Source organism: Streptomyces sp. S.PNR 29 (genome assembly GCF_030386795.1).
Classification (GTDB): Bacteria; Actinomycetota; Actinomycetes; order Streptomycetales; family Streptomycetaceae; genus Streptomyces.
The window spans coordinates 93,298-119,129 of the sequence record NZ_JANUQM010000016.1 but is presented as its reverse complement, the minus strand read 5'-3'; the positions used below and the strand labels follow the sequence as shown (position 1 = coordinate 119,129).

At 72.3% G+C, this 25,832-nt stretch carries 19 protein-coding genes and 1 pseudogene; 12 read left to right on the top strand and 8 right to left on the bottom strand.

The window, feature by feature from the left end:
- Positions 1-138 precede the first annotated feature (138 nt).
- The 3 genes from NW895_RS34550 to NW895_RS34540 are packed head-to-tail and all read left to right on the top strand — an operon-like array spanning position 139 to position 2,731.
- Positions 139-1,569 carry a S8/S53 family peptidase gene (locus tag NW895_RS34550; protein ID WP_289940742.1) on the top strand — a complete coding sequence of 477 codons (1,431 nt, stop codon included), beginning with the start codon at positions 139-141 and terminating at the stop codon, positions 1,567-1,569.
- A 59-nt stretch (positions 1,570-1,628) separates the two neighbouring features.
- A complete protein-coding gene (locus NW895_RS34545) occupies positions 1,629-2,204 on the top strand; it encodes a sigma-70 family RNA polymerase sigma factor (protein WP_289940741.1) in 576 nt (191 codons plus the stop codon).
- Positions 2,201-2,731, top strand: a complete 531-nt coding sequence (locus tag NW895_RS34540) for a hypothetical protein (protein ID WP_289940740.1) — start codon at positions 2,201-2,203, stop codon at positions 2,729-2,731. The genes NW895_RS34545 and NW895_RS34540 overlap by 4 nt, the downstream gene beginning before the upstream one ends.
- A gap of 34 nt (positions 2,732-2,765) precedes the next feature.
- On the opposite strand, the gene NW895_RS34535 is transcribed toward NW895_RS34540, so the two are convergent.
- A complete protein-coding gene (locus NW895_RS34535) occupies positions 2,766-3,563 on the bottom strand; it encodes an N-formylglutamate amidohydrolase (RefSeq protein WP_289940739.1) in 798 nt (265 codons plus the stop codon).
- Positions 3,564-3,707: 144 nt separating this feature from the next.
- Here NW895_RS34535 and NW895_RS34530 point away from each other — a divergent pair, with 144 nt between their 5' ends.
- Positions 3,708-4,811, top strand: a complete 1,104-nt coding sequence (locus tag NW895_RS34530; RefSeq protein WP_289940738.1) for a crosslink repair DNA glycosylase YcaQ family protein — start codon at positions 3,708-3,710, stop codon at positions 4,809-4,811.
- Between the two features lie 81 nt (positions 4,812-4,892).
- Here NW895_RS34530 and NW895_RS34525 read toward each other — a convergent pair whose 3' ends face one another.
- The 4 genes from NW895_RS34525 to NW895_RS34510 all read right to left on the bottom strand — a co-directional run bounded on the left by NW895_RS34525 (position 4,893) and on the right by NW895_RS34510 (position 11,086).
- Positions 4,893-7,112: an NADP-dependent isocitrate dehydrogenase gene (locus NW895_RS34525; RefSeq protein ID WP_289940737.1), complete on the bottom strand. Its 2,220-nt coding sequence runs from the start codon at positions 7,110-7,112 to the stop codon at positions 4,893-4,895.
- 137 nt (positions 7,113-7,249) lie between these two features.
- Positions 7,250-8,344 (bottom strand): mechanosensitive ion channel family protein, encoded by a 1,095-nt coding sequence (locus NW895_RS34520; RefSeq protein ID WP_289940736.1) that lies wholly within the window; start codon positions 8,342-8,344, stop codon positions 7,250-7,252.
- Between the two features lie 185 nt (positions 8,345-8,529).
- The gene (locus NW895_RS34515) at positions 8,530-10,038 is read right to left on the bottom strand and encodes an amino acid permease (protein WP_289940735.1); all 1,509 of its coding nucleotides are present in this window, start codon (positions 10,036-10,038) and stop codon (positions 8,530-8,532) included.
- 67 nt (positions 10,039-10,105) lie between these two features.
- The gene (locus tag NW895_RS34510; protein ID WP_289940734.1) at positions 10,106-11,086 is read right to left on the bottom strand and encodes a hypothetical protein; all 981 of its coding nucleotides are present in this window, start codon (positions 11,084-11,086) and stop codon (positions 10,106-10,108) included.
- 262 nt (positions 11,087-11,348) lie between these two features.
- Here NW895_RS34510 and NW895_RS34505 point away from each other — a divergent pair, with 262 nt between their 5' ends.
- The 3 genes from NW895_RS34505 to NW895_RS34495 are packed head-to-tail and all read left to right on the top strand — an operon-like array spanning position 11,349 to position 15,393.
- Entirely contained in the window at positions 11,349-12,788 is a 1,440-nt protein-coding gene (locus tag NW895_RS34505; protein WP_289940732.1) for an FGGY family carbohydrate kinase, read from the top strand.
- A complete protein-coding gene (locus NW895_RS34500; RefSeq protein ID WP_289940731.1) occupies positions 12,785-14,188 on the top strand; it encodes an FAD-dependent oxidoreductase in 1,404 nt (467 codons plus the stop codon). Before NW895_RS34505 ends, NW895_RS34500 begins: the two co-directional genes overlap by 4 nt.
- Positions 14,185-15,393, top strand: a complete 1,209-nt coding sequence (locus NW895_RS34495) for an FAD-dependent oxidoreductase (protein WP_289940730.1) — start codon at positions 14,185-14,187, stop codon at positions 15,391-15,393. The genes NW895_RS34500 and NW895_RS34495 overlap by 4 nt, the downstream gene beginning before the upstream one ends.
- Positions 15,394-15,416: 23 nt before the next feature.
- On the opposite strand, the pseudogene NW895_RS34490 reads toward NW895_RS34495, so the two are convergent.
- Together NW895_RS34490 and NW895_RS34485 are read right to left on the bottom strand one after the other, a co-directional pair.
- Positions 15,417-15,713 (bottom strand): annotated as a pseudogene (locus NW895_RS34490) (enoyl-CoA hydratase); the annotation flags it as partial.
- Positions 15,714-15,722: 9 nt separating this feature from the next.
- Positions 15,723-16,706 (bottom strand): lysylphosphatidylglycerol synthase domain-containing protein, encoded by a 984-nt coding sequence (locus tag NW895_RS34485; protein ID WP_289940728.1) that lies wholly within the window; start codon positions 16,704-16,706, stop codon positions 15,723-15,725.
- Positions 16,707-16,937: 231 nt separating this feature from the next.
- On the opposite strand from NW895_RS34485, the gene NW895_RS34480 reads away from it, so the two are divergent.
- Positions 16,938-18,851 (top strand): ABC transporter ATP-binding protein, encoded by a 1,914-nt coding sequence (locus tag NW895_RS34480; RefSeq protein ID WP_289940727.1) that lies wholly within the window; start codon positions 16,938-16,940, stop codon positions 18,849-18,851.
- Between the two features lie 127 nt (positions 18,852-18,978).
- Positions 18,979-19,275 carry a GlsB/YeaQ/YmgE family stress response membrane protein gene (locus tag NW895_RS34475; protein ID WP_289940725.1) on the top strand — a complete coding sequence of 99 codons (297 nt, stop codon included), beginning with the start codon at positions 18,979-18,981 and terminating at the stop codon, positions 19,273-19,275.
- A 96-nt stretch (positions 19,276-19,371) separates the two neighbouring features.
- Here the strand turns inward: NW895_RS34475 and NW895_RS34470 are convergent, their stop codons facing one another.
- A complete protein-coding gene (locus NW895_RS34470; protein ID WP_289940724.1) occupies positions 19,372-20,661 on the bottom strand; it encodes an NlpC/P60 family protein in 1,290 nt (429 codons plus the stop codon).
- A 374-nt stretch (positions 20,662-21,035) separates the two neighbouring features.
- Between NW895_RS34470 and NW895_RS34465 the strand changes: the two genes are divergently transcribed.
- From NW895_RS34465 to NW895_RS34455, 3 genes are all read left to right on the top strand, one after another.
- Positions 21,036-22,472 (top strand): hypothetical protein, encoded by a 1,437-nt coding sequence (locus tag NW895_RS34465; RefSeq protein WP_289940722.1) that lies wholly within the window; start codon positions 21,036-21,038, stop codon positions 22,470-22,472.
- Positions 22,469-24,019 carry an FG-GAP-like repeat-containing protein gene (locus tag NW895_RS34460; protein ID WP_289940721.1) on the top strand — a complete coding sequence of 517 codons (1,551 nt, stop codon included), beginning with the start codon at positions 22,469-22,471 and terminating at the stop codon, positions 24,017-24,019. The genes NW895_RS34465 and NW895_RS34460 overlap by 4 nt, the downstream gene beginning before the upstream one ends.
- A gap of 879 nt (positions 24,020-24,898) precedes the next feature.
- Positions 24,899-25,832 (top strand): polyketide synthase dehydratase domain-containing protein (locus tag NW895_RS34455; protein WP_289940720.1); only part of this gene is annotated, 934 nt, incomplete at its 3' end.

Sequence of the window (25,832 nt, the reverse complement as noted above, 5' to 3'; positions counted from 1 at the left end):
TGGTAGTGGTCCGGAACCGGGCCACACAGGTTTGTGTCTGTATCAATCGACGCCCCCCTGGCTCTGATTGACGACATCAGTCAGCGATCCCCCTCCGCTCTGATCGACGACCGCTCCGCCTCAGTGGGAGGACACGCCATGGCACCACAGCGATTCCGCGAGCAGTTCGACCAGATCCAGCGCTCCCTGCCCGACGTCCCCCTGGCCATGGGGCCGGACGACTCGGCCGAATTCCTCTACGAGAAGGGCGTCATCCTGGTCCGCGACGGCGAGGACGCGCGTGAGGTCGAGAACACCGTGCGGGCGCACTTCACCGAGGCCCCCGACCTGACCGCGGACCATGTGCGCCGGGCGAGCCCGGAGGCCAACCGCTCCGGCATCACCCGCATCCGGGTCGGCGACCCGGGGGAGGGAGGCCGGCAGGGTGACCGCACCGTCGCGCAGGCGCTGCGGGCCGTACGGGAGCGGGAGGACCGGGCGGGACGCCGGCTGGTCAGCCGTAACCACGTGGTGCACATCGCGGTCAACGCCTGCCCCGGCGACGAGCCCGTGCCCGCCCCGCTCACCCAGCCGCCGAACCCGGCGGCGGCCGGGACGCCGTACGACGCGGACACCGCGGTCGGCGTCCTCGTCATCGACACCGGCCTCGTGCACGACTACGGCTCCTACCCGCTCCTCGCGCACACCCAGGGCGACGCCCAGGCCGAGGAGTGCGACGACAACGGCGTCCTGAAGCAGTACTGCGGGCACGGCACCTTCATCGCCGGGCTCGTCGCGGCGGTCGCGCCCAACACGGACGTCACGGTCCTCGGCAGCCTCAACGACGCCGGTGCCGTCCTGGAGTCCGAGTTCGGCGAGAAGCTCTTCGAGGCCGTCGACCGGCACGGCTGGCCCGACGTCCTCAGCCTCTCCGCCGGCACGTCCAACGGCCGCACCGACGGACTGCTCGGCGTGGACGCCTTCATGGAGGAACTCCGCGACCGGCGCACCCTGCTCGTCGCCGCCGCAGGCAACAACGCCAGCGCCACGCCCTTCTGGCCCGCCGCCTACGCCGACCTGCCCGGCTACGAGAACGCCGTGCTGTCCGTCGGTGCGCTGCGCAGCGACGGCGAGTTCGGCGCCTGCTTCAGCAACCACGGCCCCTGGGTGAAGGTCTATGCCCCCGGCGAGCGCCTCACCAGCTCCCTCACCGGCTTCGACTCGCCCGTGCCGTACGTGTACCAGCACTCCACGTACGACACCTGCCGGTACGGCTTCACCTACGCCTGCACCTGCCAGTCGCCCCGGCACGCGGGCGTGCTGAGCGACGAGACCGCCTCGGCCAAGCCGGACCAGGTGATGTTCGAGGGACTCGCGCACTGGAGCGGCACCTCGTTCGCCACCCCCGTGGTCGCCGGACTGGTCGCCGAGCACATGACGGCGCACAAGGAGACCGACCCGCGCGCGGCCCGGCGGCAACTGCTCGCAGGCGACGCGGGCTTCGCGGAGGTGCGGGGGGCCCATGTCCCGGCGCTGCGGCCGCCCACCTGGAGTCCGGTCCCGGTCGTGCGGCCGGCTGACGGCGTATGAGGGGCGGAACCACCCCCTCCACGGCGTACGATGACGTGTCGTACACGAGGGGTGGGGCCGTGGAACGTGCAGATGTCGGGGTGCTCGTCCAGTCTGCCGCCGACGGCGACGCGGCGGCCTGGAAGGCGCTGGTGGAAGGGCTGGGACCGCTGGTGTGGTCCGTGGTGCGGTCCCACCGGCTCTCCGACGCCGACGCGCACGAGGTGTACCAGACCGTGTGGTTCCGCTTCGCCCAGCACCTGGGCCGGATCCGCGAACCGGACAAGGTGGGCTCGTGGCTGGCGAGCACCGCGCGGCACGAGTGCCTGAAGGTGCTCCGGACGCTCAGGCGACTGACCGTGACGGACGATCCGCAACTCCTCGACCGGGTCAGCGAGGACCGTACGCCCGAGCAGTCGGTGCTGGACTCGGAGGAGGCCGCCGCCCAGAGCGAGCGCGTGCGGCGTCTGTGGCAGGAGTTCGAGGAACTGGGCGAGCGGTGCAGGCAGTTGTTGCGCGTCCTGATGGCCTCGCCGCCGCCCAGCTACCAGGAGGTGTCCACCGCACTGGGCATCGCCGTGGGCAGCATCGGGCCGATGCGGCAGCGCTGTCTGCGGCGCCTGCGGGCGCGACTCGAAGCACGGGGGGCGGTATGAGCGACCTGCACGACGACATGTTCGACGACGACTTCACCGACGACACCGCGGACGACTTCACGGACGAGTCCACCGGTGACTTCGCCGACGGCGAGTTCGACGACGGGCTGCTGGAGGAGGAGCTGCGGCAGGCGGCCGCGATCCTGGATCCGGTGCCGGCCGAGTTGCGGCAGATCGCCGTCGAGGCCTACGCGCTGCACGACCTCGACGCCCGCATCGCCGAGCTGACCTTCGACTCGCTGGTCGACGGCATCCCGGTCAGGGGAGCGACGGACCCGCCGCGGATGCTGACCTTCCGCGCGGGTGAGGTGACCGTCGACGTGGAGGTGACCGGGCAGGGCCTCATCGGGCAGGTGCTGCCGCCGCAGCCGGCTCGCATCGAGGTGCTGAGCGGCCCGCAGGCGGCCCTGCCGCTCATGGCCGACGACATGGGCCGGTTCACCGCGGACGCCCCGCCCGCAGGTCCGTTCGCCCTGCGGCTGCGGGCAGGCGGCGATGTGGTGGTCACGGAGTGGCTGCGGGCCTGATCGCCGCGCCACCTGGGCATCCCCGCCCTCGCTGTCAGCGTGGGACGGCGTCGACGACGGCCGCGAGCGCTGCGGCGAGGCGGGAGAGCCCGGGACCGGCGGGGCCGCCCGGCTCGCTCATGTATCCGTCCCGGCGGATCTCCACCATGAGGGCACTGACGTCGGGTCGCCTGCCGTAGAACTCCAGTGGGACATAGGCCCCGCTGAACGGGCTGTCGAGCCCCGTCTCCCCGCACCGGGCGAACGCCTTCCGGGCCGCGGTCAGCAGTTCGGGCGGTGTGTGGAAGGCGTCGGTGCCCAGGCAGACCGGCGGCCGGGGGCCCTCGCCGTGCAGCTCGTAGGGCAGCCGGGCGGTCGGGTAGGAGTGGACGTCGATGATCACGGCCCGCCCGGTGGCGGCGAGCCGGTCGGCGACCGCCTCCGTCATCGCCTGTGCGTACGGCCGGAAGTACCGTTCGACGAGCGGTTCCGGGTCGGCGTCCGCAGGCCGCAGGGCGGTGCGGTGGGTGGTCCGCGTGTACACGGCGCCCATCCCGACGGCCAGCATCTCCTCCCGCTCGTCCGGAAACCGCTCCGGGTCGACGACCAGCCGGGACAGCCGGTTCACGAACCGCCAGGGCGTGACGGCGGCCCGCCCGGCCGCCGCGTCGGCGATCCGGTCCGTGTAGGCGTCGGTGATGTGGTCCAGCTCCCGCTCCAGCTCGGCGTCGCCCAGCACGATGCCCGCCCGTACGGCCGGCGGTATCTCCCGCGCGGAGTGCGGCACATGGAGGATCACGGGGGAGTCCGCGGCGCCGGGCAGGAGGGCGAAGGAAGGCGGGGCGTCGGTCATGAGGCTGCTCCGGGGGCGCTGGCAGTGGCGTGCGGCAGGATCAAGGTGCCACATCGAGCAGCCAGGGCAGGGGGCGTCATGCCGATCACCGACCGGCGGCCCGCACGAGGGCCCCTTGTCAGACCCGTCACCTAGCCTCGTTCCGTGACCGTACACAAGCTCTCCCGTACCGACGCCCGCCGTATCGCCGTGCGCGCGCAGCTTCTGGGCGGCTCGCGGCCGGCGCGGCTGCTCGACGTGGTGCGGGGGCTGACGCTGCTGCAGATCGATCCGACGGCCGCCGTGGCGCCCAACGCCGATCTGGTGGCGTGGAGCCGGCTCGGATCGGCGTACGCCCCGGACGAGCTGCGTGCCGCGCTGGAGGACCGGGCCCTGCTGGAGCTGCAGGCGATGATCCGCCCCAGCGAGGATCTGGCGCTGTACCGCGGCGAGATGGCCGAGTGGCCCGAGCGCGGCACGCCCTCGTCCTGGCGCGAGTACCACCGCACCTGGGTGCAGGCCAACGACGCGTGCCGCCGGGACATCCTCGACCGGCTCGGCGCCTCGGGCCCGCTGCCCTCCCGCGCTCTGCCGGACACCTGCGCGAAGCCGTGGAGGTCGAGCGGCTGGACGAACAACCGCAACGTCACCAAGCTCCTGGAGCTCATGGTGCAGCGTGGCGAGGTCGCCGTCGCGGGACGCACCGGCGGCGACCGGCTCTGGGACCTGGCGGCGCGGGTCTACCCGGACGTCCCCGCGGTCCCGGTGGGGGAGGCCCTGCGCATCCGTGACGAGCGGCGGCTGCGCGCCCTGGGCATAGCCCGTGCCCGGGGCCCGGAGTGCCCCGTCGAGCCGGCGGACGTGGGCGAGGCCGGGGAGCCGGCCGTGGTCGAGGGCGTCCGCGGCACCTGGCGCGTCGACCCCGCGCAGCTGGGCCGGCCGTTCTCCGGGCGTACGGCGCTGCTGTCGCCCTTCGACCGGCTCGTCCACGACCGCAAACGCACGCTGGAACTCTTCGAGTACGAGTACCAGTTGGAGATGTACAAGCCCGTCGCCAAGCGCCGCTGGGGCTACTTCGCCCTGCCGGTCCTGCACGGCGACCGGCTGGTCGGCAAGCTCGACGCGACCGCCGACCGCAGGGCCGGTGTGCTGCGGGTCCACGCGCTCCACGAGGACATGCCGTTCACCAAGGCCATGACCGCGGACATCGGCCTGGAGATCAAGGACCTGGCCGAGTGGCTGCGGCTCGACCTCGTCCTTCCCGGCTGAGGGGACGCGCACACGGCTCCGCCCCGGCCGGGCGGTGCGCCGGCCGGGGCGGAGCCAGGAGTGGCCTTCGGGCCCGGAGCGTCAGCTCAGGGACGCGAGCACCTCGTTCCAGGTGGCCGACGGGCGCATGACCGCAGCGGCCTTGGCCGGGTCGGGCTGGTAGTAGCCGCCGATGTCGGCCGGCTTGCCCTGGACGGCGTTCAGCTCGTCGACGATCTTCTGCTCGTTCGCGGTGAGCGTCTCGGCGATCGGCGCGAAGGCCTTGGCCAGGTCCGCGTCGTCGGTCTGCTTGGCCAGCTCCTGCGCCCAGTACAGGGACAGGTAGAAGTGGCTGCCGCGGTTGTCGATGCCGCCGACGCGCCGGGTCGGGGACTTGTCCTCGTTGAGGAAGGTCGCCGTGGCGCGGTCGAGGGCGTCGGCGAGCACCTGGGCGCGGGCGTTGCCCGTGACCTTCGCGTACTGCTCAAGGGACGGCACCAGCGCGAAGAACTCACCGAGGGAGTCCCAGCGCAGGTAGTTCTCCTTGACCAGCTGCTGGACGTGCTTCGGCGCGCTGCCGCCGGCGCCGGTCTCGAACAGGCCGCCGCCCGCCATCAGCGGGACGACCGACAGCATCTTGGCGCTGGTGCCCAGCTCCAGGATCGGGAACAGGTCGGTCAGGTAGTCACGCAGCACGTTGCCGGTGACGGAGATCGTGTTCTCGCCGCGGCGGATGCGCTCCACCGACAGCTTGGTCGCCTCCACCGGGGACAGGATCCTGATGTCCAGGCCCTCGGTGTCGTGCTCCGGCAGGTACTGCTTGACCTTGGCGATCAGGTTGGCGTCGTGGGCGCGGGTCTCGTCCAGCCAGAACACCGCCGGGTCGCCGGTGGCGCGGGCGCGGGTGACGGCCAGCTTCACCCAGTCGCGGATCGGGGCGTCCTTGGTCTGGCAGGCGCGGAAGATGTCACCGGCGGAGACGGTCTGCTCGATGACGGCGTTGCCGTTGCCGTCGACCAGACGGACCGTGCCGGTGGTCTGGATCTCGAAGGTCTTGTCGTGGCTGCCGTACTCCTCGGCCTTCTGCGCCATGAGGCCGACGTTCGGCACCGAGCCCATGGTCGACGGGTCGTAGGCGCCGTTGGCGCGGCAGTCCTCGATCACGGCCTGGTACACGCCCGCGTAGCTGCTGTCCGGCAGGACGGCGAGGGTGTCGTGCTCCTGCCCGTCCGGGCCCCACATGTGGCCGGAGGTGCGGATCATGGCCGGCATGGAGGCGTCGACGATGACGTCCGAGGGGACGTGCAGGTTGGTGATGCCCTTGTCGGAGTCGACCATCGCCAGGTCGGGGCCCTCGGCGAGCTCGGCGTCGAAGGAGGCCTTGATCTCGGCGCCCTCCGGCAGGGACTCCAGGCCCTTGTAGATGCCGCCCAGACCGTCGTTCGGGGTCAGGCCGGCCGCGGCGAGCTTGTCACCGTACTGCGCGAACGTCTTCGGGAAGAAGGCGCGCACCACGTGACCGAAGATGATCGGGTCGGAGACCTTCATCATCGTGGCCTTCAGGTGCACGGAGAACAGCACGCCCTCGGCCTTGGCCTTGGCGACCTGCGCGGTCAGGAACTCGCGCAGCGCGGCGACGCGCATCACGGACGCGTCGACGACCTCACCGGCGAGGACCGGTACGGACTCGCGCAGGACGGTGGTGGTGCCGTCGTCGCCCTTGAGCTCGATGCGCAGGGTGCCGTCCTCGGGGATCACCACGGACTTCTCGGTGGAGCGGAAGTCGTCCACGCCCATGGTGGCCACGTTCGTCCTGGACTCGGAGGTCCAGGCGCCCATGCGGTGCGGGTGGCTCTTGGCGTAGTTCTTCACCGAGGCCGGGGCGCGGCGGTCGGAGTTGCCCTCGCGCAGGACCGGGTTCACGGCGGAGCCCTTGACCTTGTCGTAGCGGGCGCGGATCTCGCGCTCCTCGTCGGTCTTCGGGTCGTCCGGGTAGTCCGGCAGCGCGTAGCCCTGGCCCTGCAGCTCGGCGATGGCGGCCTTCAGCTGCGGGATGGACGCCGAGATGTTCGGCAGCTTGATGATGTTCGCGGCGGGCGTCTTGGCCAGCTCGCCGAGCTCCGCGAGGGCGTCCGGGATGCGCTGCTCCTCGGCCAGGTACTCCGGGAACACGGCGATGATGCGCCCGGCCAGCGAGATGTCGCGGGTCTCCACAGCGACACCCGCCTGCGAGGCGTACGCCTGGACCACCGGCAGGAAGGAATACGTTGCCAGGGCCGGGGCCTCGTCAGTGTGCGTATAGATGATGGTCGAGTCAGTCACCGGGTGCTCCGCTCCACGTCTGCAACATTGCTCGACATCAAGATATCTCCTGATCGACCTCGTCTCGACAGGGGTCCGCGCAGAGATTCGAGGCAGTTCCCCGGATCACCCCACGGCCCCCTGCTGTCCCGAGGGACTCAGTCGAGCCGGGCGGAGGCCACCTCGTCCGGCTCGGTCTCGACACGCTGGTGCGGAATGGTGACCGAGCCCTGCTGGAGCGCCACCGTCCGGGTGGGCGCCGGGATGCGGATGCCCTCCTCGCGGTACCGCTTGTGCAGGCGCTTGATGAACTCGTGCTTGATCCGGTACTGGTCGCTGAACTCTCCGACGCCCAGGATGACCGTGAAGCCGATACGGGAGTCGCCGAAGGTGTGGAAGCGCACCGCCGGCTCGTGCTCGGGCACCGCGCCGGTGATCTCCGTCATCACCTCGGCCACGACCTCGGTCGTCACCCGCTCGACGTGCTCCAGGTCGCTGTCGTAGGCCACCCCCACCTGGACCAGGATGGTCAGCTGCTGCTCGGGACGCATGAAGTTGGTCATGTTCGTCTTCGCGAGCTCCCCGTTGGGGATGACGATGAGGTTGTTGGACAGGGCCCGTACCGTCGTCTGCCGCCAGTTGATGTCCTCGACGTACCCCTCCTCCCCGCTGCTGAGCCGGATGTAGTCACCGGGCTGCACGGTCTTCGAGGCGAGGATGTGGATGCCGGCGAAGAGGTTGGCGAGGGTGTCCTGCAGCGCCAGCGCGACCGCCAGGCCGCCGACGCCCAGGGCGGTGAGCAGCGGGGCTATGGAGATGCCCAGCGTCTGCAGCACCACCAGGAAACCGATCGCCAGGACCACGACCCGGGTGATGTTGACGAAGATCGTGGCGGACCCGGCGACCCCGGAGCGGGACTGCGTCACCGTGCGCACCAGACCGGCGATGACCCGGGCCGCCGTCCCCGTCGCGACGAAGATGAGCAGCACGGTCAGCACCTGGTTGGTGTGCCGCTGCACCGCGCTCGTCAGCGGCAGCGCCGCCGCCGCGCTCGCCGCGCCGCCCACGACCGCCGCCCACGGCACCACCGTGCGCAGCGCTGCCACGATCACGTCGTCCCCGCTCCAGCGGGTGCGGTCGGCGTGCTTGCCCAGCCAGCGCAGCAGCATGCGCAGCAGGAACGCCGCCAGCAGGCCCGCGGCCAGCCAGATGCCGGCGATGACCAGGTCGTCCACGGTGAGGGTTCGCGTCACCGGTCACCTCCGGGGAGTGCAGCTGCGGCGAAGTGCCTCGCCGACGGCCGGATGTGAAGTGTCGTCACGTCGTCACCTGCTCGATTCCGGGATGTGCCACCGTGCCGGCCGGCGGTGCCGCGCGGCCGGCGCGAGGGACCATCCTGCCGTATCTGGAACAGGAGTTCGTACCGAGCGGCGGGGCCTCAGACGATACCTTCGGCCAGTTCGGCCTGTTCCTGGTCCGATCCGTAGGCGGCGGTGGTGGGCGTTCCGTACGAACGGCGGGCGACGTACCACCACACACTGGCCAGGACCAGGACGACGACGAGGGCGACCGACGCGTAGTTCATCGTCTTGGCCGTCACCGGTGACGACTGCGGCAGGCAGAACAGCACCGTGACGAACGACACCCACACCACCGCGATCCAGCCGACCGGTTTGCTCCACCGGCCGAGGTTCCAGGGACCCGGCGTGAAGCGGTCGCCCGCGCGCAGCCGCAGCAGGACGGGGATGGCGTACGCGGGCGTGATGCCGATGACGTTGATGGCGGTGACCGCGCCGTACGCCGTCGCCGAGTACAGGGACGGCAGGGCGAGGACGCAGGCGACCGCCACCGACAGCCACACGGCGGCGACCGGCGTCTGGGTGCGGGAGGAGACCTTGCGCCACAGGTCGGAGCCGGGCAGGGCCCCGTCCCGGCTGAACGCGAACACCATGCGGCTGGCGGCGGCGACCTCGGCGTTGCCGCAGAACAACTGGGCGACGATCACGACCAGCAGCAGTGCGCTCGCCCCGTCGGTGCCCAGGCCGTCGAGCAGGATCTGCGCGGGCGGCACCCCGGTCTCGCTGCCGCGTGTGGCGTCGTAGTCCTGGATGGCGAAGGTGAGCCCCGCCAGCAGGACGAAGCCCGCGATCCACGACACCCAGATGGACCGGACGATGCCACGCGCGGCGGACACCGAGGCGTTGGCGGTCTCCTCGGACAGATGGGCGGAGGCGTCGTAGCCGGAGAAGGTGTACTGCGCGAGCAGCAGGCCGATCGCGGCCACGTAGAGGGGGTTGTCCCAGCCGGTGTCGTCGACGAAGGTCGTGAAGACGAAGGACGGGGACTGGTGGTGGTCGGGGACGACGGCGAGTGCGCCGACGATGAGCGCCACGCCCGCCAGGTGCCACCACACGCTGATGGAGTTGAGCAGGCTGACCAGCCGCACGCCGAAGAGGTTGAGGACGGCGTGGAGCAGCAGGATGACGCAGAAGATCAGCATCGTCTTCTCCGGCGTCGGCGCGAATCCCCACTGGAGGTTCAGGAAGGCGCCGGTGAACAGGGCGGCGCCGTAGTCGATCCCGGCGATCGCGCCGAGCAGGCCGAGAAGGTTCAGCCAGCCCGTGTACCAGCCCCAGCGGCGGCCCCCTAACCGGTCGGCCATGTAATAGAGGGCGCCCGACGTGGGATAGGCGCTGGTGACCTCCGCCAGTGCGAGCCCCACGCACAGCACGAACAGGCCGACGCCCGCCCAGCCCCACAGCATCACGGCGGGACCGCCCGTGCCGAGGCCGAAGCCGTACAGGGTCATGCAGCCCGACAGGATCGAGATCACCGAGAAGCTGATCGCGAAGTTGCCGAAGCCGCCCATCCGGCGGGCGAGCACTGGCCGGTAGCCGAGTTCGCGCAGGCGCTGTTCCTCGTCGTGGTGGGCCGGAGTCGGAGACATGCGGAAACCTCCAGAAAAGGGTTGATTCGTATCAAAAGGATTGACGGCAGCGCAGGGCCGGTCCGCGTCAGCGGCGGGCGGCGGACCTGCTGCGGGCCTGCAGGAAGACCCCCGCGGCCTGGGCGAGATCGCCCGGATCGGCGGCGCGGTAGGCCCACGGCAGGGGCGTGTAGTACGGGCCGAGCGCGTCGAAGACCCGGGCCGCCTCGGGAAACTGCAGCGCGCCCCACAGCGCGTGGGCCAGGTGGTTGAGGTCCGGCAGGGAACGCTCGGCCGGCGTGCTGAGCTCGAACCAGGAGTGGAACGCCCGGCGTGCCTCACGGGTGGCGTCCTCGGCGACCCAGTGCAGGTCGAGGGCGGCGTCCCGACCACCCGAGCGGCGGTAGCGCTCGACCCGCACGTACAGCGGAAGGACGTGCAGGGCGGAACCCGGCGGGGCCGAATCGGCCGCCCAGTGCGCGTAGCCCGCCGCCTCCGCCAGCCGGCCCGAGGTCCCGCGGGCGTACAGGAACTGCAGCATCCGGTGATGGGCCTCGCGGTTGTACGGATCGCGCTTGCCGGCCTGGGCCAGCAGTCCCCACGGGCCCGCCGGAAGCATCGGCTCCGGCGGTGCCACCCGGTGCTCCTCCCAGCGCTGCGCCGGGTCCAGTCGGGCCAGCGCCAGCAGACACACCCACGGCACCGGGTCGTGCGGCGCGGCCCGTGTCGCCGCGTCGCTCGCGTGCCACGCCTCCTGCCACAGCTCGTGGGTGTGGCGATGGTGCTCGCGGTGGGCCCGTAACGCGCGTTCCACCGCGACCCGGGCGTGCATCACGGTGGCCGGGACGCTGTGCGGCTCCTCCCTGAGCCAGGCCCGCACCACATCGGTGCCGGCGGCCGCGGCCGCCAGGATCTGGGTGCGCTGCGTCCACTGCCACCAGGTCGTGGTCTGGTCGAGCAGGGTGCGCATCGACATCCAGCGCCCCGCCCGCACCTCCTGCAAGGCGGCGCGCAGCGCGGCGTCGTGGCCGGCGGGATCGTACGCGGGTCGTGCTCCTTCTCTCGCCATCACCCGTCCGCTCCCGGGAGCGGACCGGGCAGGACGACAGGGTGGAGTAACAAACAGCCCTCCTCTGGGCGGCAGTTGAGGAGTCGCGCGCTCGGTCGGTCGGCCACTATAGAGGCGGAGGTTCCGGATCTCCGCCGTTTTCCGGCTCGTTTTCGAACTCCGTTACGAGCAGACGGGCGTACCGTGCGTCAGCGCCGCTTGACGCGGCGTGCTCGCCGGCGGCAGGCTGGCGCGGCAGTGATCACCCAGCGGGAGGGACGCGATGAGGGGTCCGGTGCTCGCCGTCGACCAGGGCACGTCCGGCACCAAGGCCCTGGTCGTCTGCCCGGAACGCGGCGTCCTCGGCAGCGGGTTCGCCGCCGTCCATCCCCGTCACCTGCCCGGTGGCCGGGTGGAGGCCGACCCGGAGGAGCTGTACCGCTCGGTGGTCGACGCCGGGAGCCGCGCCCTCGCCGAGGCGGGCGAGCCCGTCATGGCGCTGGGTCTCGCCAACCAGGGCGAGACCGTCCTCGCCTGGGACCCGGACACCGGACGCCCGCTGACCGACGCCCTCGTCTGGCAGGACCGCCGCGCCGAGCCGGTGTGTACCGAACTCGCCCCAGCCGCGGCCGAGTTACGGCAGCTGACCGGCCTTCCCCTGGACCCGTACTTCGCCGCGCCGAAGATGGCCTGGATTCGACGGCACCTCACCCGCGAAGGAGTCGTCACCACCAGCGACGTCTGGCTGATCCACCGGCTCACCGGCGCGTACGTCACCGACGCCGCCACCGCCGGCCGCACCCAGCTCCTCGACCTCGACCACGCGCAATGGTCACCGCGCGCACTCGACCTGTACGGCCTGTCCGGCGAACGGCTCCCGGACGTCGTGGACAACGCGCAGTTGGTCGGTACGACCACTGCCTTCGGCCCCGAGATCCCGCTCACCGGCCTCGCCGTCGACCAGCAGGCCGCCCTGCTGGCCCAGCGCATCACGGCACCCGGCGGCGCCAAGTGCACCTACGGCACCGGCGCCTTCCTCCTCGCTCCCACCGGCGGCGCGCCCCGGCGCGGCACCTCCGGCCTGGTCAGCTGCGTGGCCTGGCGGCTCGCCGGACGCACCAGCTACTGCCTCGACGGTCAGGTGTACACGGCCGCCTCCGCCGTGCGCTGGCTCACCGGCCTCGGCGTCATCCAGGGCCCCGCCGACCTCGACACGGTGGGCGGTTCCGTGCCCGACAGCGGCGGCGTCACCTTCGTACCGGCACTGGCCGGGCTCGCCGCCCCCTGGTGGCGCGGCGACCTGCGCGGTTCCCTCACCGGCCTGGGCCTCGACACCACCCCCGGGCACCTGGTCCGCGCCCTGTGCGAGGGGCTGGCCGCCCAGGTCGCCGAACTGGCCGAGGCCGCCGCGGCCGACCTGGGCGAGGCGCTGGTCACCCTGCGCGTCGACGGCGGCCTGACCCGCTCCGCGCTGCTCATGCAGACCCAGGCCGACCTGCTGCAACGCCCCGTCGAGGTGTCCGAGCTGCCGGACGCCACCGCGCTCGGCGCCGGAGCCCTGGCCCGGCTGGGCGCGGAGCCGGGGCTGACGGTGGCCGAGGCGCTGCCCGACGGCAAGCCGTCCGCGGTCCACGAGCCCAGAATCGGCGCCGACGAGGCCGCCGAGCGTCTGGCCGCGTTCCGCTCCGCGGTCACCGCCCTGCTCGACCGGACGCCCGTATGACGGTCACGGCCCGAGGACCGCTGCCGCCGGAGCCGTACGACGTGGCGATCGTCGGCGCCGGTGTCGTCGGCTGCGCGACCGCCCGCGCCCTCGCCCGCCACCCCCGGCTGCGTGTCGCCCTCGTGGAGGCGCAGGACGACGTCGGCCAGGGCACCTCGAAGGCCAACACCGCCATCCTGCACACCGGGTTCGACGCGACCCCCGGCTCACTGGAGGCGCGGCTGGTCCGCGAGGGCGCCCGCGCACTGGCCGCCTACGCCGCCGAGTCGGGCATCCCGGTCGAACCGGTCGGCGCGCTGCTCGTGGCCTGGGACGAGGAACAGCTGGCCGCGCTGCCCCGCCTCGCGGAGAAGGCCGAGCGCAACGAGTACCACGCGACGCGCATCATGGGCGCCGACGAGGCGTACGCGCACGAACCCCACCTCGGCCCCGGCGCCCTCGGCGCCCTGCACGTCCCCGGCGAGAGCATCGTCTGCCCCTGGACGACGACCCTGGCGTACGCCACCCAGGCGGTCCGCCACGGAGTCCACCTCCACCTCGACTCCCCCGTACACCGGGTGAGCCGTCAGAACGACACGCACGTCCTCGCCACCTCACGGGGCACCCTGCGCGCCCGATGGCTGGTCAACACGGCCGGACTGCACGCCGACACGCTCGACCGGCAGCTCGGCCACCACGACTTCACCGTCACCCCGCGCCGCGGCCAGCTGATCGTCTACGACAAGCTCGCCCGCGGCCTGGTCCGCCACATCCTGCTGCCCGTTCCCACCTCCCTCGGCAAGGGCGTCCTGGTCGCCCCCACCGTCCACGGCAACGTGCTGCTCGGCCCCACCGCCGAGGACCTGGACGACAAGCACGCCACCGGCTCGACCGCCGACGGTCTCGCGCTGCTGCGGGAGAAGGGCCGCCGCATCCTGCCCGAGCTGCTCGACGAGGAGGTCACCGCCGTCTACGCGGGGCTGCGGGCCGCCACCGAGCACGACGACTACAAGATCGCCGCTCATCCCGGCCAGGCCTACGTCACGGTCGGCGGCATCCGCTCCACCGGCCTGACCGCCTCCCTCGCCATCGCCGCCCACGTCACCGGCCTGCTCACCGACTCCGGGCTGGACCCGGGCCCGGCGCGGGAACTGGAGCCGGTGCGCATGCCGAACATCGGCGACGCCTTCCCCCGCCCGTACCAGCGGCACGAGCTCATCGCCGGGGATCCGGAGTACGGCACCCTCGTCTGCCACTGCGAGCGCGTCTCCCGCGGAGAGATCCGCGACGCCCTCGCCAGTACGATCCCGCCGCGCACCCTGGACGGGCTGCGCCGCCGCACCCGGGCGCGGGCGGGCCGCTGCCAGGGCTTCTCCTGCGGGGCGGCGGTCCGGGCGCTGTTCGAGGAGGCGCGGGCATGACCCGTCAGGTCGACGTCCTGGTGATCGGCGCCGGTCCCGCCGGACTCGCCGCCGCGTCCCGGCTGGCCGCCGACGGGACCCGTGTCGAGGTCCTGGAGCGGGAGCAGCAGGCCGGGGGAGTGCCGAGGCACTGCGCGCACGGGGGCTTCGGCACGTGGCTGCGTCCGCTGACCGGTCCGGCGTACGCCCGTCTGCTCGCCGGTGCGGCGGTACGCACCGGAGCCGTCGTACGGACGGGAGTGACCGCCCTCGACTGGGCGGGCCCGCTCGTGCTCACCACCGTCGGCCCGGCCGGCCCCGAGACCATCGAGGCCAGGGCGGTCGTCCTGGCCACCGGCGCCCGCGAACGCCCCCGCGCCGCCCGCCTGGTACCCGGCACCCGGCCCGCCGGCGTCTACACCACCGGAGAGCTCCAGCAGGCCGTGCATCTGTACCGGCAGCGGATCGGTACCCGCGCGGTGGTCGTCGGCGCGGAGGACGTCTCCTACGCCGCCGCCGACACCGTACGGGCCGCCGGAGCCGAGGTCGTCGCCCTGGTCACGGAGCTGCCCTGCGCCCAGACGGCACCCGCCCGTGCCCTGGACGCCCGGCTCCGTCGCCGCGTGCCCCTCCTCACCGACACCACCGTCACCGAACTCCTCGGCCACGGACGGCTCTCGGGTGTGCGCGTCCGCCACCGCGACGGCCGTGCGGCGACCCTGCGCTGCGACACCGTCGTGTTCACGGGCGACTTCATGCCCGACCACGAGCTGGCCCGGCGCGGCGGACTCACCCTCGACTCCGGCACCCGCGGCCCCGCGGTCGACGGCGCCCTGCGCACCTCGCACCCGGGTGTGTTCGCCGTCGGCAGCATGCTGCACGCCGTGGAAAGCGCGGCCACGGCCACCCGCGAGGGTGCGCACGCGGCAGCCGCCGTACGGGAGTGGCTCGCGCAGGCGCGCTGGCCCGTCGGCGTTCCGCTGCTCGTGGACCCGCCCCTGCGCTGGATCGCCCCCAACCGTGTCACCCCGGCCGTGCGCAGGCCGTACGTCCTGCGCACGGCGACCCCGCTGCGCAGCCCGGTCCTGTACGTCACCCAGGACGGCAGCCGGCTGCACCGCCAACCGTTGCTCTCCGCCGTTCCGAACCGCACCCTGACCCTGTCGGCACGCTGGACACCCCGCGTCGACCCCGAGGGCGGGCCGGTGCGCGTCACGGTCGGCTGAGACGCACGCGGTGGGGCTGACCCGTCCGTGAACGACCCGTGCCGCCCGGCACCGCAGGCGAACCGGGCGGCCCCTTCCAGCTCTCGGCCAACACGCCCATGCCGTGCCGGAGTTCGCTCCGCAGCGCCGTCTCCTCGTCCAGCCCCTCCTGGTCGAGCACGGAGGCGCGGTCGGAGCGCAGGCAGGACTGGGGGAACCGGGCGATCGCGGCGGCCGGCTCCTCGGCCTCGGTACGGGCGGTACCGGTGGGCACGACCCGGTTGGCGAGGCCCATCGTGAACGCCTCCCGGGCCGGCACCGCCCTGGTGATGTCCGGTGAGGGCCGCGGGTCAGATGACCTTCAGCCGTACCAGCGCCCCCAGCGTCAACGCCCCCGGCAGCAGCGGAAGCCACACCGTCATGATCCGGAAGGCGAGGACCACCGCCGTGGCCACGGCCGCCGGGCCGCCCGCCGCCACCAGCGCCACGACCAGCGCCGCCTCCACCGAGCCGACCCCGCCCGGCGTGGGCACCAGCGCCACGGCGACCGTCGCCGCCAGGTACGCCACCGCCATGTGTGCGGGCGGCACCTGCAGACCCAGGGCCAGCCCGACCAGGACCAGCACGGAGGCCTGCAGCGCGGGGAAGGCGAGCGAACCACCCCACAGCGCCAGCGCCCGGGACGGACGGGTGTGCACCGAGCGGGCCTCGCCGAGCGCCGTGCGCAGGAAGGAGAGCGCAGCCGTCCGCAGCCGCCGTACGCACGCCAGCGTGCCCGCCGCCACGAGCAGCACCAGGCCGGCGGCCAGCAGCAGCGGGCCGAGCGCCCCTTCGGGCAGGAGGACGCCGAGCCGCAGCGCGCCGGGGAAGGCGACGAGCAGCGCGCCCAGCAGAGCCAGCCGGCCGATGCTCTCCGCCAGCAGATACAGCGCGAGGGCGGCCGACGAGCGGGCGAGCGGCAGCCCGCACACCGTCATGAACCGCAGGTTGACCGCGCTCGCGCCCAGCCCGGTCGGCAGCAGGTGGTTGGCCGCCCCCGCCGCGAACTGCGTGGCGAGCAGCCGCCGTCTGGGCAGCCGCTCGACGACCGCGCCCTGCCGGGTGCACGCGGCGGCGACCCAGGTCAGACAGGTCGCACCGGCCGCCGCGAGCAGCCATGGCCACTCGGCGGTGCCCAGATGGGCGAAGCCCGCGGCGAGCACGGACCGGTGCTGCACCGCGACCACGGTGACGAGCAGGAGCGGCAGAAGGCAGAGGATCTTGCGGACCGGGACACGACGGGAAAGCCGGGGGAGTCGTCCCGGAGGGCTGTCGGGGAGGTGTACCGCTGTCACGTCCTGAGAGGCTCTCCCCACCGCACCAACGGCGGGTTGCGAATGCGGAGACGGCGGCTTACCTACGGGAAGCGGCTGGGGAGGAAGCGTCATCGGAGCCTTTGCGCGGGGGAGTCGGGGCTTTCGAGCGGGGAGTCCGGGCCTGCGAGCGGGGGAGTCGGGGACCTCTTGAGCGGGGGCCGAGGATCGGGCATTGACCTCAATGATGCTTGAGGTTCTACGTTCTCTCCCATGAGCATGGAGACCACAGCGTGGACACAGCTGCACAGCGTGATGAACGCCCAGGAGGAACGCCGCCCCTTCGCGCGGGCGACGCTGCGCCGCATCGGCGCCTTCGCACGCCCGCACCGACACCGTATCGCCCTTTTCGTCGTGCTTGGGGTGCTGACCGCGCTGCTCGCCGTCGCCACCCCCGTCCTCGCCGGGCATGTCGTGGGCGCGATCGTGACGGGCGGCGACGAGGGCAGGGTCGTACGCCTGGCCCTGCTGATCGCCCTCATCGCCCTCGCGGAGGCGGCGTTGGGCATCCTCGGCAGACGGCTGTCGGCGACGCTGGGGGAGGGACTCATCCTCGATCTGCGCACGGCTGTGTTCGATCATGTGCAGCGCATGCCGGTCGCGTTCTTCACACGCACTCGTACGGGGGCGCTCGTCTCCCGTCTCAACAACGATGTCATCGGCGCCCAGCGCGCGTTCAGCAACACCCTGTCCGGAGTGGTCAGCAACCTGGTCACGCTGCTGCTCACCCTCGCCGTCATGCTCACCCTGTCCTGGCAGATCACCCTGCTCGCGCTGGCGCTGCTGCCGGTGTTCGTGATCCCGGCCCGGCGCATGGGCAGCCGCATGGCCCGCATGCAGCGCGAGGCGGCCGCCCTGAACGCGGCGATGGGCACCCGGATGACCGAGCGCTTCTCGGCACCCGGCGCCACACTGGTCAAGCTCTTCGGCCGACCGGAGGAGGAGTCGGAGGAGTTCGCGGTGCGCGCCCGCCGGGTCGCGGACATCGGCGTCCGCACGGCAACGGCCCAGGCCGCGTTCATCACCGCGCTGACCCTCGTCTCCGCCCTGGCACTGGCCCTGGTCTACGGCCTCGGCGGCTGGTTCGCCCTGCGCGGCACCCTGGAGCCGGGCGCGGTCGTGTCCCTGGCGCTGCTTCTGACCCGCCTGTACGCGCCGCTCACGGCGCTCGCCGGGGCGCGCGTGGAGGTGATGAGCGCGCTCGTCAGCTTCGAGCGGGTCTTCGAGGTGCTCGACCTCCGGCCGCTCATCGAGGAGAAGCCGGACGCGCGGCAGGTCCCCGACGGCCCGGTGTCGGTGGAGTTCACGGACGTCCGTTTCGCCTACCCGTCGGCCGACAAGGTCTCCCTCGCCTCTCTGGAGGAGGTGGCGTCCCTCGACACACGCGGCGGCACCGAGGTGCTGCACGGCCTGACGTTCCGGGCCGAACCCGGCCAGACGGTCGCGCTGGTCGGCTCCTCCGGGGCGGGCAAGTCGACCATCGCACAGCTGCTGCCACGCCTGTACGACGTCGACGAGGGCGCCGTACGCATCGCGGGCGTCGACGTCCGCGACCTGAGTGCCCAGTCCCTGCGCGAAACCCTCGGCATGGTCACCCAGGACGGCCACCTCTTCCACGACACGGTGCGCGCCAACCTCCTCCTGGCCCGCCCGACCGCCACCGACGCCGAGCTGTGGGACGCCCTGTCCCGCGCCCGCCTCGACGACCTCGTACGGTCCCTGCCCGACGGCCTCGACACGGTGGTCGGCGAACGCGGCTACCGCCTGTCCGGCGGCGAGCGCCAGCGGATGACCATCGCCCGGCTGCTCCTCGCCCGCCAGCGCGTCGTCATCCTCGACGAGGCCACCGCCCACCTGGACAACACCTCCGAGGCCGCCGTCCAGGAGGCGCTCACGGAGGCTCTGGAGGGCAGGACGGCCCTGGTGATCGCCCACCGCCTCTCCACCGTCCGCGCGGCGGACCAGATCCTGGTCGTCGAGGCCGGCCGGATCGTGGAGCGCGGCACCCACGAGGAACTGCTCGCGGCGGGCGGCCGGTACGCGCAGCTGTACCGGACGCAGTTCGAACGCCAGTCGGGCGAGTGGACCGAGACGGCGCCGGCGCCGGCGCAGGAGGCGGTGGCGTAGCGGGGCTGGTCACTGCACGTCAGACCCCTTGCGGGGCAGGGCATCGGCGCTTCGGCAGGGCAGGCGGTTTGGCGACGTGCGGCTTGGACACTCGTTCGGCGAGCCGACAGCAAGGAGTTGTTCTGTCATGGGCATCATCGCGTGGATAGTCATCGGTCTGCTCGCCGGGGCGATTGCCAAGGCAATCATGCCGGGCAAGGACCCGGGCGGAATCATCATCACCATGCTCATCGGTATCGCCGGTGGGCTGCTGGGAGGCTTCCTGGGCAAGGTGATCTTCGGAGTCGACTCGATCGACGGCTTCTTCGACCTGTCCACCTGGATCGCGGCCATCGTCGGGTCCGTCATTCTCCTGGCGCTGTACCGGCTGTTCACCGGTCGCGGGCACGGGCGCGGACACCGGCGTGGGCACGTCCATGCGTAACGGGCACGGGTAGCCGCGTGGCCGGGTACGAAGCCACATGAAGTGAGGTATGCGAACGCCCCCGTCTTCCGGCGGGGGCGCTCGTGTGTCAGGGGCCTAGGCGGGGCGCACGGCGCTGTGGACGGGGGCTGCCTCCACGGCGGCGAGGACCGGTTCCTCGCGGATGACGGCTCCCGGGGCGGGCGCGTGGACCATCATCCCGTCACCGGTGCACAGACCGACGTGACGGGCATCGGCATGGAAGAAGACGAGGTCGCCAGGCTGGAGGTCGGTGAGCGAGACCGGCGTCCCGGCACGCGCCTGGTCCTGTGCGGTGCGCGGGAGGTCGACCCCGGCGGCTCTCCACGCCGCCTGGGTGAGGCTGGCGCAGTCGTAGGAGTCGGGCCCGGTCGCACCCCAGAGGCACGGCTTGCCGGTCTGCGCGCGGGCGAAGGCGACCGCCGTCGGACCCCTGCCGCCCGCGCCCTGGGCGTATGTCCCCCCGCCCTGGCCCATGGCCCAGGCGCCGTCGGCTGCCGCGAAGTCGGCGGTCGTCGGTGCGGTCGGTGGGTCTGCAACAGGTGCCGCCTGCCAGGGCAGCGACTCGTACCCGACCGCGGGCTCCGCGGGGGACGGCACGGTGGGAGCCGACGTGGGAGCCGACGTCCACGATGTGGTTTCTTCTGGGGTCGGCAGTGTGGGAGCCGGCGTGGGAGTCGACAGCCACGGCGTCGTTTCTTCCGGGGACGGCGGCGTGGGAGCCGACGTCCACGACACCGTTTCCGTCGGGGACGGCAGTGCCGGAGCCGGCGTGGGAGTCGACAGCCACGACACCGTTTCCTCCGGGGACGGCCACGGAGTCGTCGGCGCGGCAGGAAGGGCCTGCGCGGTCTCGGCCGGCGCTGCCACGACCGCGGGCGCCGACGGCGCCACGGCGGTCGGTGCCGCCTCAAGGGCGAGTGCCGGGACGGCGGCGGTCTCTGCCGGGCCGATGGCCGGCCGCCCTGCGGGGGCGGCCGGCAACTCCGGCGCGGGACGACCGGGTGCCAACTCCCTGGCAGGGGCGGCGGATTCGGTCGCGCGCACCGCCGGCCCCGCGGAGGCGCTCTTGGCCGCCTGCGGTCTCAGCCGGTCGGCCGGCAGGACGGCCGGGACGGTCGGGCCCAGTGAGGCGCGAGCGACGTTGAACCACCGCTGTTTGATGGAGTCGAGGCCGGAGCCGGAACCCCCGCGTGCCCGGCCGCCGGCCGGGTCGACACGGGTGCTCGCTCCCGCCGCCCAGGCGCGGGTCGCGTTGAAGTTCCCGGTGTCGGACTCGGCCCGGTCGTAGAGGCTGTTGATGTGTCGCCTGACCTCGTCACGGCTCGGCTCGCTGCCCGCCAGCCCCAGGTTCTGCTCCGGCGCCATAGAAAAGACGTTCTCCTTCCGTGCTTTACCCGCCGTGCCGTCGCGACGGCGATCAAGCAGGTGTGCGTCAACCTAGCCGAAATGTGTTCGACGGGTGAAGGTTTGGCATAGCGATGGTCACATCATCGCGTCGATGCGCGAGCGGAGTCGCCTGACTACGGCGGTCGATGCCCGGGGGGAGTGGCGGAGATCACGGGGATGTCTCCGTGCTGTCCGTCCTTGATTCCTGGCAGCTCCCCGTCCCCGTACAACCCTCCCGTCCCTCCAGAAGTCTTGTGTGCGCCGATCCCGCCGATGCCGTGCCGGGCAGGGCTCCTGAAGTGGGTCGGTGCGTCGCCCTTTTATTCCGGATGCACCTTTTCTGGAGGAGCCCCGTGCGTAAACGCACTCTGCTGATGTCCGCAACACTGCTCGCCTCCGGGCTCACCCCGCTGGTCATGTCGAGTGCCGAGGCCGCCGCCGGCACGCCGGGCGACGTGAACAAGGACGGCTACCGTGATGTCGTGGTCTCCGCCCCCGACGCCGCGGTGGCGGGTCACGCCAAGGCCGGTGCCGTGGTCGTCCTGTACGGCACCTCGCACGGCATCGATCCCTCCAGACGCACCGTGCTGACACAGAACTCCACCGGCGTTCCGGGAGCCGCCGAAGCCGGTGACCGCTTCGGCGCGGCCGTCGTCGTGTACGACCTGAACCGCGACGGGTACAGCGACCTGGTCGTGGGCGCCCCCGGCGAGGACGTCGCCGGGGACGACGGCGGCGGCTCGGTCACGGTCGTCTACGGCACCGCGTCCGGCCCGACGAAGGCGAAGACGGTCGACGACCCGTGGCCGACCTCGCACGACGCGTACGGCCGGACGCTGGCCGTGGGCACCTACAACGGCCTGAACCCCGTCAACGACGGCAAGCTGTCGATCGCCGTCGGCGCCAACGACGCCGAGGTGACCTTCATGCCGGCCGACCTGTCCGCGCAGTCCGGCACCTCCGGCAACGGCTACGCGTTCAACCCGGCTCACGGCATCGTGGCCATGACCCCGATCGACCTGCCCAACACCGACGACGACCGCCTGATCGTGCACGGCCGGGGTGTCTCGGACGGCGGCTGGGGCTACGACGGGACCGGCGACGACCCCAGCACGTACTTCGCCGACCCGGCCGGCTTCGAGGGCACCAGCCTGCCCGCGGGCACCGCGTCCGCGGTCGGCGACCTGAACGGCAACGGCTCTTTGGACCTCGTCATCGGCAACCCCGAGGACCCCTCGCAGAGCCCCGGCACCTCACTCGGCGGCCAGGTCACCATCTACTACGACGCCGGGTACGGGGGTTCGCCGAGCCGGGTCCAGACCATCACCCAGGACACCCCGGGCGTGGCCGGTGCCGGCGAGGCGAAGGACCGTTTCGGCGCCTCGGTCGCGATCGGTGACACCGACAAGGACGGCCGGGCCGACCTCGTGATCGGTGCCCCGGGCGAGAACGGCGGCAGCGGAGCCGTCACCGTCGTACGCGGAACCACGGGCGAACTGGACGCCGCCCACGCCCGCACCTGGACGCAGAACAGCCCCGGTGTTCCGGGCGCCTCGGAGGCGGGCGACGCGTTCGGGACGGCCGTGCGTGTCGTCGACACCAACAAGGACGGCTACGCGGATCTCGTCGTCGGCGCCCCCGGCGAGAACGGCGGCGCGGGCGCCCTGTGGTCGCTGCGTGGCTCGGCGACGTCCGTCACCGCGACCGGCTCGACCAGCGTCAGCACCGGCGGCGCGGGCCTCGGCTCGGCCGGTGCCGCCCGATTCGGAAGCGTGGTGACCGGCCCATGACGCGCCCCCGCCCCGCCCTGTCCCTCCCCCGACCCGGAGCCGTCATGCCGTTCCGCCCCTCCGTCCGCACCCCGGGCACCTCCACCTCGCGACTCCTCGCCTCCGCCATCGCCGTCAGCGCGGCCGCCACGCTCACCGCCGTCACGCTGCCGGCCGGTACCGCAGCGGCCGACGCGCCGTACAAGGGCGCCAACACGGCGGCCGTACAGGACGACTTCAACGGTGACGGCTACCGCGACCTGGCCGTCGGCGCGCCCGGCGCCGCCAACGGCACCGTCGACGCGGCCGGTGCGGTCGTCGTGCTGTACGGCTCGGCGAGCGGGGTTTCGGCCTCCCGCCGCACGGTCATCACCCAGGCCACCTCCGGCATTCCCGGCGCCCCGGAGGAATGGGACCGGTTCGGCACGGCGGTCGCCTCCGCCGACCTGGACCGCGACGGCTACGCCGACCTGCTGATCGGCACCCCGGACGAGTCCGCGGGCACCATGGGAGGCGTCGGCTCGCTCACCGTGGTGTGGGGAAGCTCCTCCGGCCTCCAGGGCGGAGCGGCCGTCCCACCGCCCACCGGACTGGACGAGGGCTGCGGCTTCGCCGCCGGCATCGCGGTGGGGGACGTCACCGGCGACGGAGCCCCCGATGTCGGAGTCACCGGCGACTGCGGCGCCACCTCCTACACCGGGCCGTTCACCCGCACCGGCGCTCCGGCGAAGCGGACCTTCGTCAACGAGCTGGGCACCAACCGCGGCGTCGTCATGGGAGATGTCGACGGCGACGGACGGGCCGAGCGCTTCTGGCTGCCCGGCCCCACCGACGGAGACGTCAGCGGCCCCGTCTACGCCGAGGGACACGACGGCACCTACACCGAACTGCCCCTCGCCGACGGCCTGTCCGGCCGGATCGGCGACATCGACGGTGACGGCTACGGCGACCTGGTCACCGGAGTGCCCTACGACGCGTCCCTGACGTCCGGCTCCACCCCCGCCCACCGCGGCGGCGAGATCCAGGTCCTCTACGGCGGACCCCAGGGCATCACCCCCGACCAGAAGCCGCAGGTCATCCACCAGGACACCGCCGGAGTACCCGGCACCGGTGAGGACGGCGACCAGTTCGGGGCGTCGCTCAGCGTCGGGGACACCAACGGTGACAAGTACGCCGACGTCCTGGTCGGTGCTCCCGGGGAGGCCCTGGGGTCCGCCAGGGCCGCGGGGCAGGCGACGCTGCTGCGCGGTTCGGCCGCCGGTCTCACCACGACCGGCTCGCTCACCTACTCGCAGAACACCAGCGGCGTGCCCGGAACCGCCGAGGCCGGGGACCTGTTCGCCACGGCCACGCATCTGGTCGACCTCACGAAGGACGGCAGGGCGGAGGTCGCGGTCGGCGTCCCCGGCGAGAACTCCGACGGCCTGCTGTGGACGGCCCGGGGGGCCGCGACCGGACCGGTGACCAGCGGATCGACGACGATCAGCGGAACCGGCGCCGGTCTCAAGCGCCGGTACTCGGACATCGACTTCGGCGAAGCGCTGCCCGGGGCCCACTCCACGGTCTGATGACGGCCCGTCAGGAGAGGCCCGCCGGACGGGTGGCCGGGCCTCTCCTGTGCCCTGGGTGTCGCGTGCCGGCACCACGCGGCCGGCCGAGGGCGCCCGGGCGGTTCGGCGCGTCCCGTGGCCCACAGCCCGAGCCTTGCGCCGGGTCGAGGGTGTGCACCAGGGGCTCCACGATTCCCGACGCGGCGAAGCCCTCGTGGTTCCGCGACCGCACGGGCCCTCGACGGACCAGTAGGCGGAATTCCAAGCGGCGACCGCAAGCACGGGGGATTTCCGGAATGTTGAATTCCGGGTTGGATCGGCAAAGGTTGAAGGGCGTACCCGGGAAGTCGGCGCGAACCGGGTGGTGAGCCGGTCGGCGGACTTCCACGGCTGTACACCGGACCTGGCACCGTCGATGCCGCGCGTGCGGGACCCGCCGATCGAAATTGGGTCTTGATCTGGAGGGGCGGGGTCCTGATAAGCTCCAGGAAACTGGACGTCAGGGCGATGTGGCCGTGGGGCTCCCATCGACAAGACCAGTGCTACGGGGTTGAGTCAGCCGGCATCCATGTCGGCCGAGTTTACGGGGGAGTCAGGATGAAGTTCTGCGGGACTTAGCCGAGTCGCTTCTGGACATTCCGGAAAGCGGCCTCTTCGGCATGTCTTCCGTGTACGGATCTGGGCCGTGTTGCCCAGGTGCGGTTTTTCTTCGGCAGTGCCGAGCCAACGGTGTTGGCGCTCTTTGGGCTGGGCTGATGAATTCGTCGACCGTCTTGGCCCGCAGCGAAAATCGGCATGGGGATACCGGAGTCTTTTCCATGCGCTCCGGGCCTTTCTCCGACCGCTCCTGCAATCAGGCGCCCCAGCCGGTTTGACGATCTTCTGGAATGGATATCGATGACCGAATCGCGCACGTTCACCGAGACCTTCACCGTTACCGCCGACAACCCATTGCTGGCCGGACACGTCGTTTATGGGCGCAGCCTGCTGCCCGGCGTTGGATATGTCGATCTGGTGTTGCAGGTTCTCGCGCGGCACGGTCACGCGTTGCGGGATGTGGAACTGCGCGACATCGCCATTCTGGCGCCGCTCGTCGCGAACCCGGGCGAGCGGGTGCTGACCACGGTGGAGGGCCGTCCCGCCGCAACGGGGGGCTGGCGGATCGAGGTGCGGAGCCGACGGGCGAACGACGGCGACGACGTCGTGCACGCCGTGGTGCGGGCAAGGCGGCGCGAGCCCTCCGCCTTCGGGGAGAGACTGGCGCTGCCGCTCACCGGGGCGCATCAGGTCACACCGCTCACCGACATCTACACCTGGTGCAGGCAGTACGACCTGGTGCACTCCGGGATGATGAAGATCGAGGGCAAGGTGCACCACCGGCCCGAGGACTGGGTCGCCGAACTGGAACTGGCCCCGGAGTACCAGAACAGCGCCGACGGCTTCCTCTTCCACCCCGCACTGTTCGAGGCAGGGCTGCTCGGCGGGGGTGTGGCCCTCAGCATGCTGCACGCGGGGAACGACGGTGCGGGACTGTACCTGCCGCTCGTGTTCGAGTCGTTCCGGGCGGCGGCCCCGCTCGGCACCCGCTGCTTCGTCCGTGTCCCGGCCGCGTCGGTACATCGCGACGACGAACTCATCCGGCTGGCTGTGGAGTTCTACGACGCCGACGGGGCGAAGGTCGCCGAGGTCGGCCGGTTCGTGGCGAAGAGGATCCGGGCCGCGGCGGCCCTCGACGTCAGGGGCGAGCCTGTGCGTGAGGTGGTGGCGGGGCCGGTGTCGGTGGGTGGGGATCTGGTGGGGGTGGTGCGGGATCTGGTGGCGGTGAGGTTGG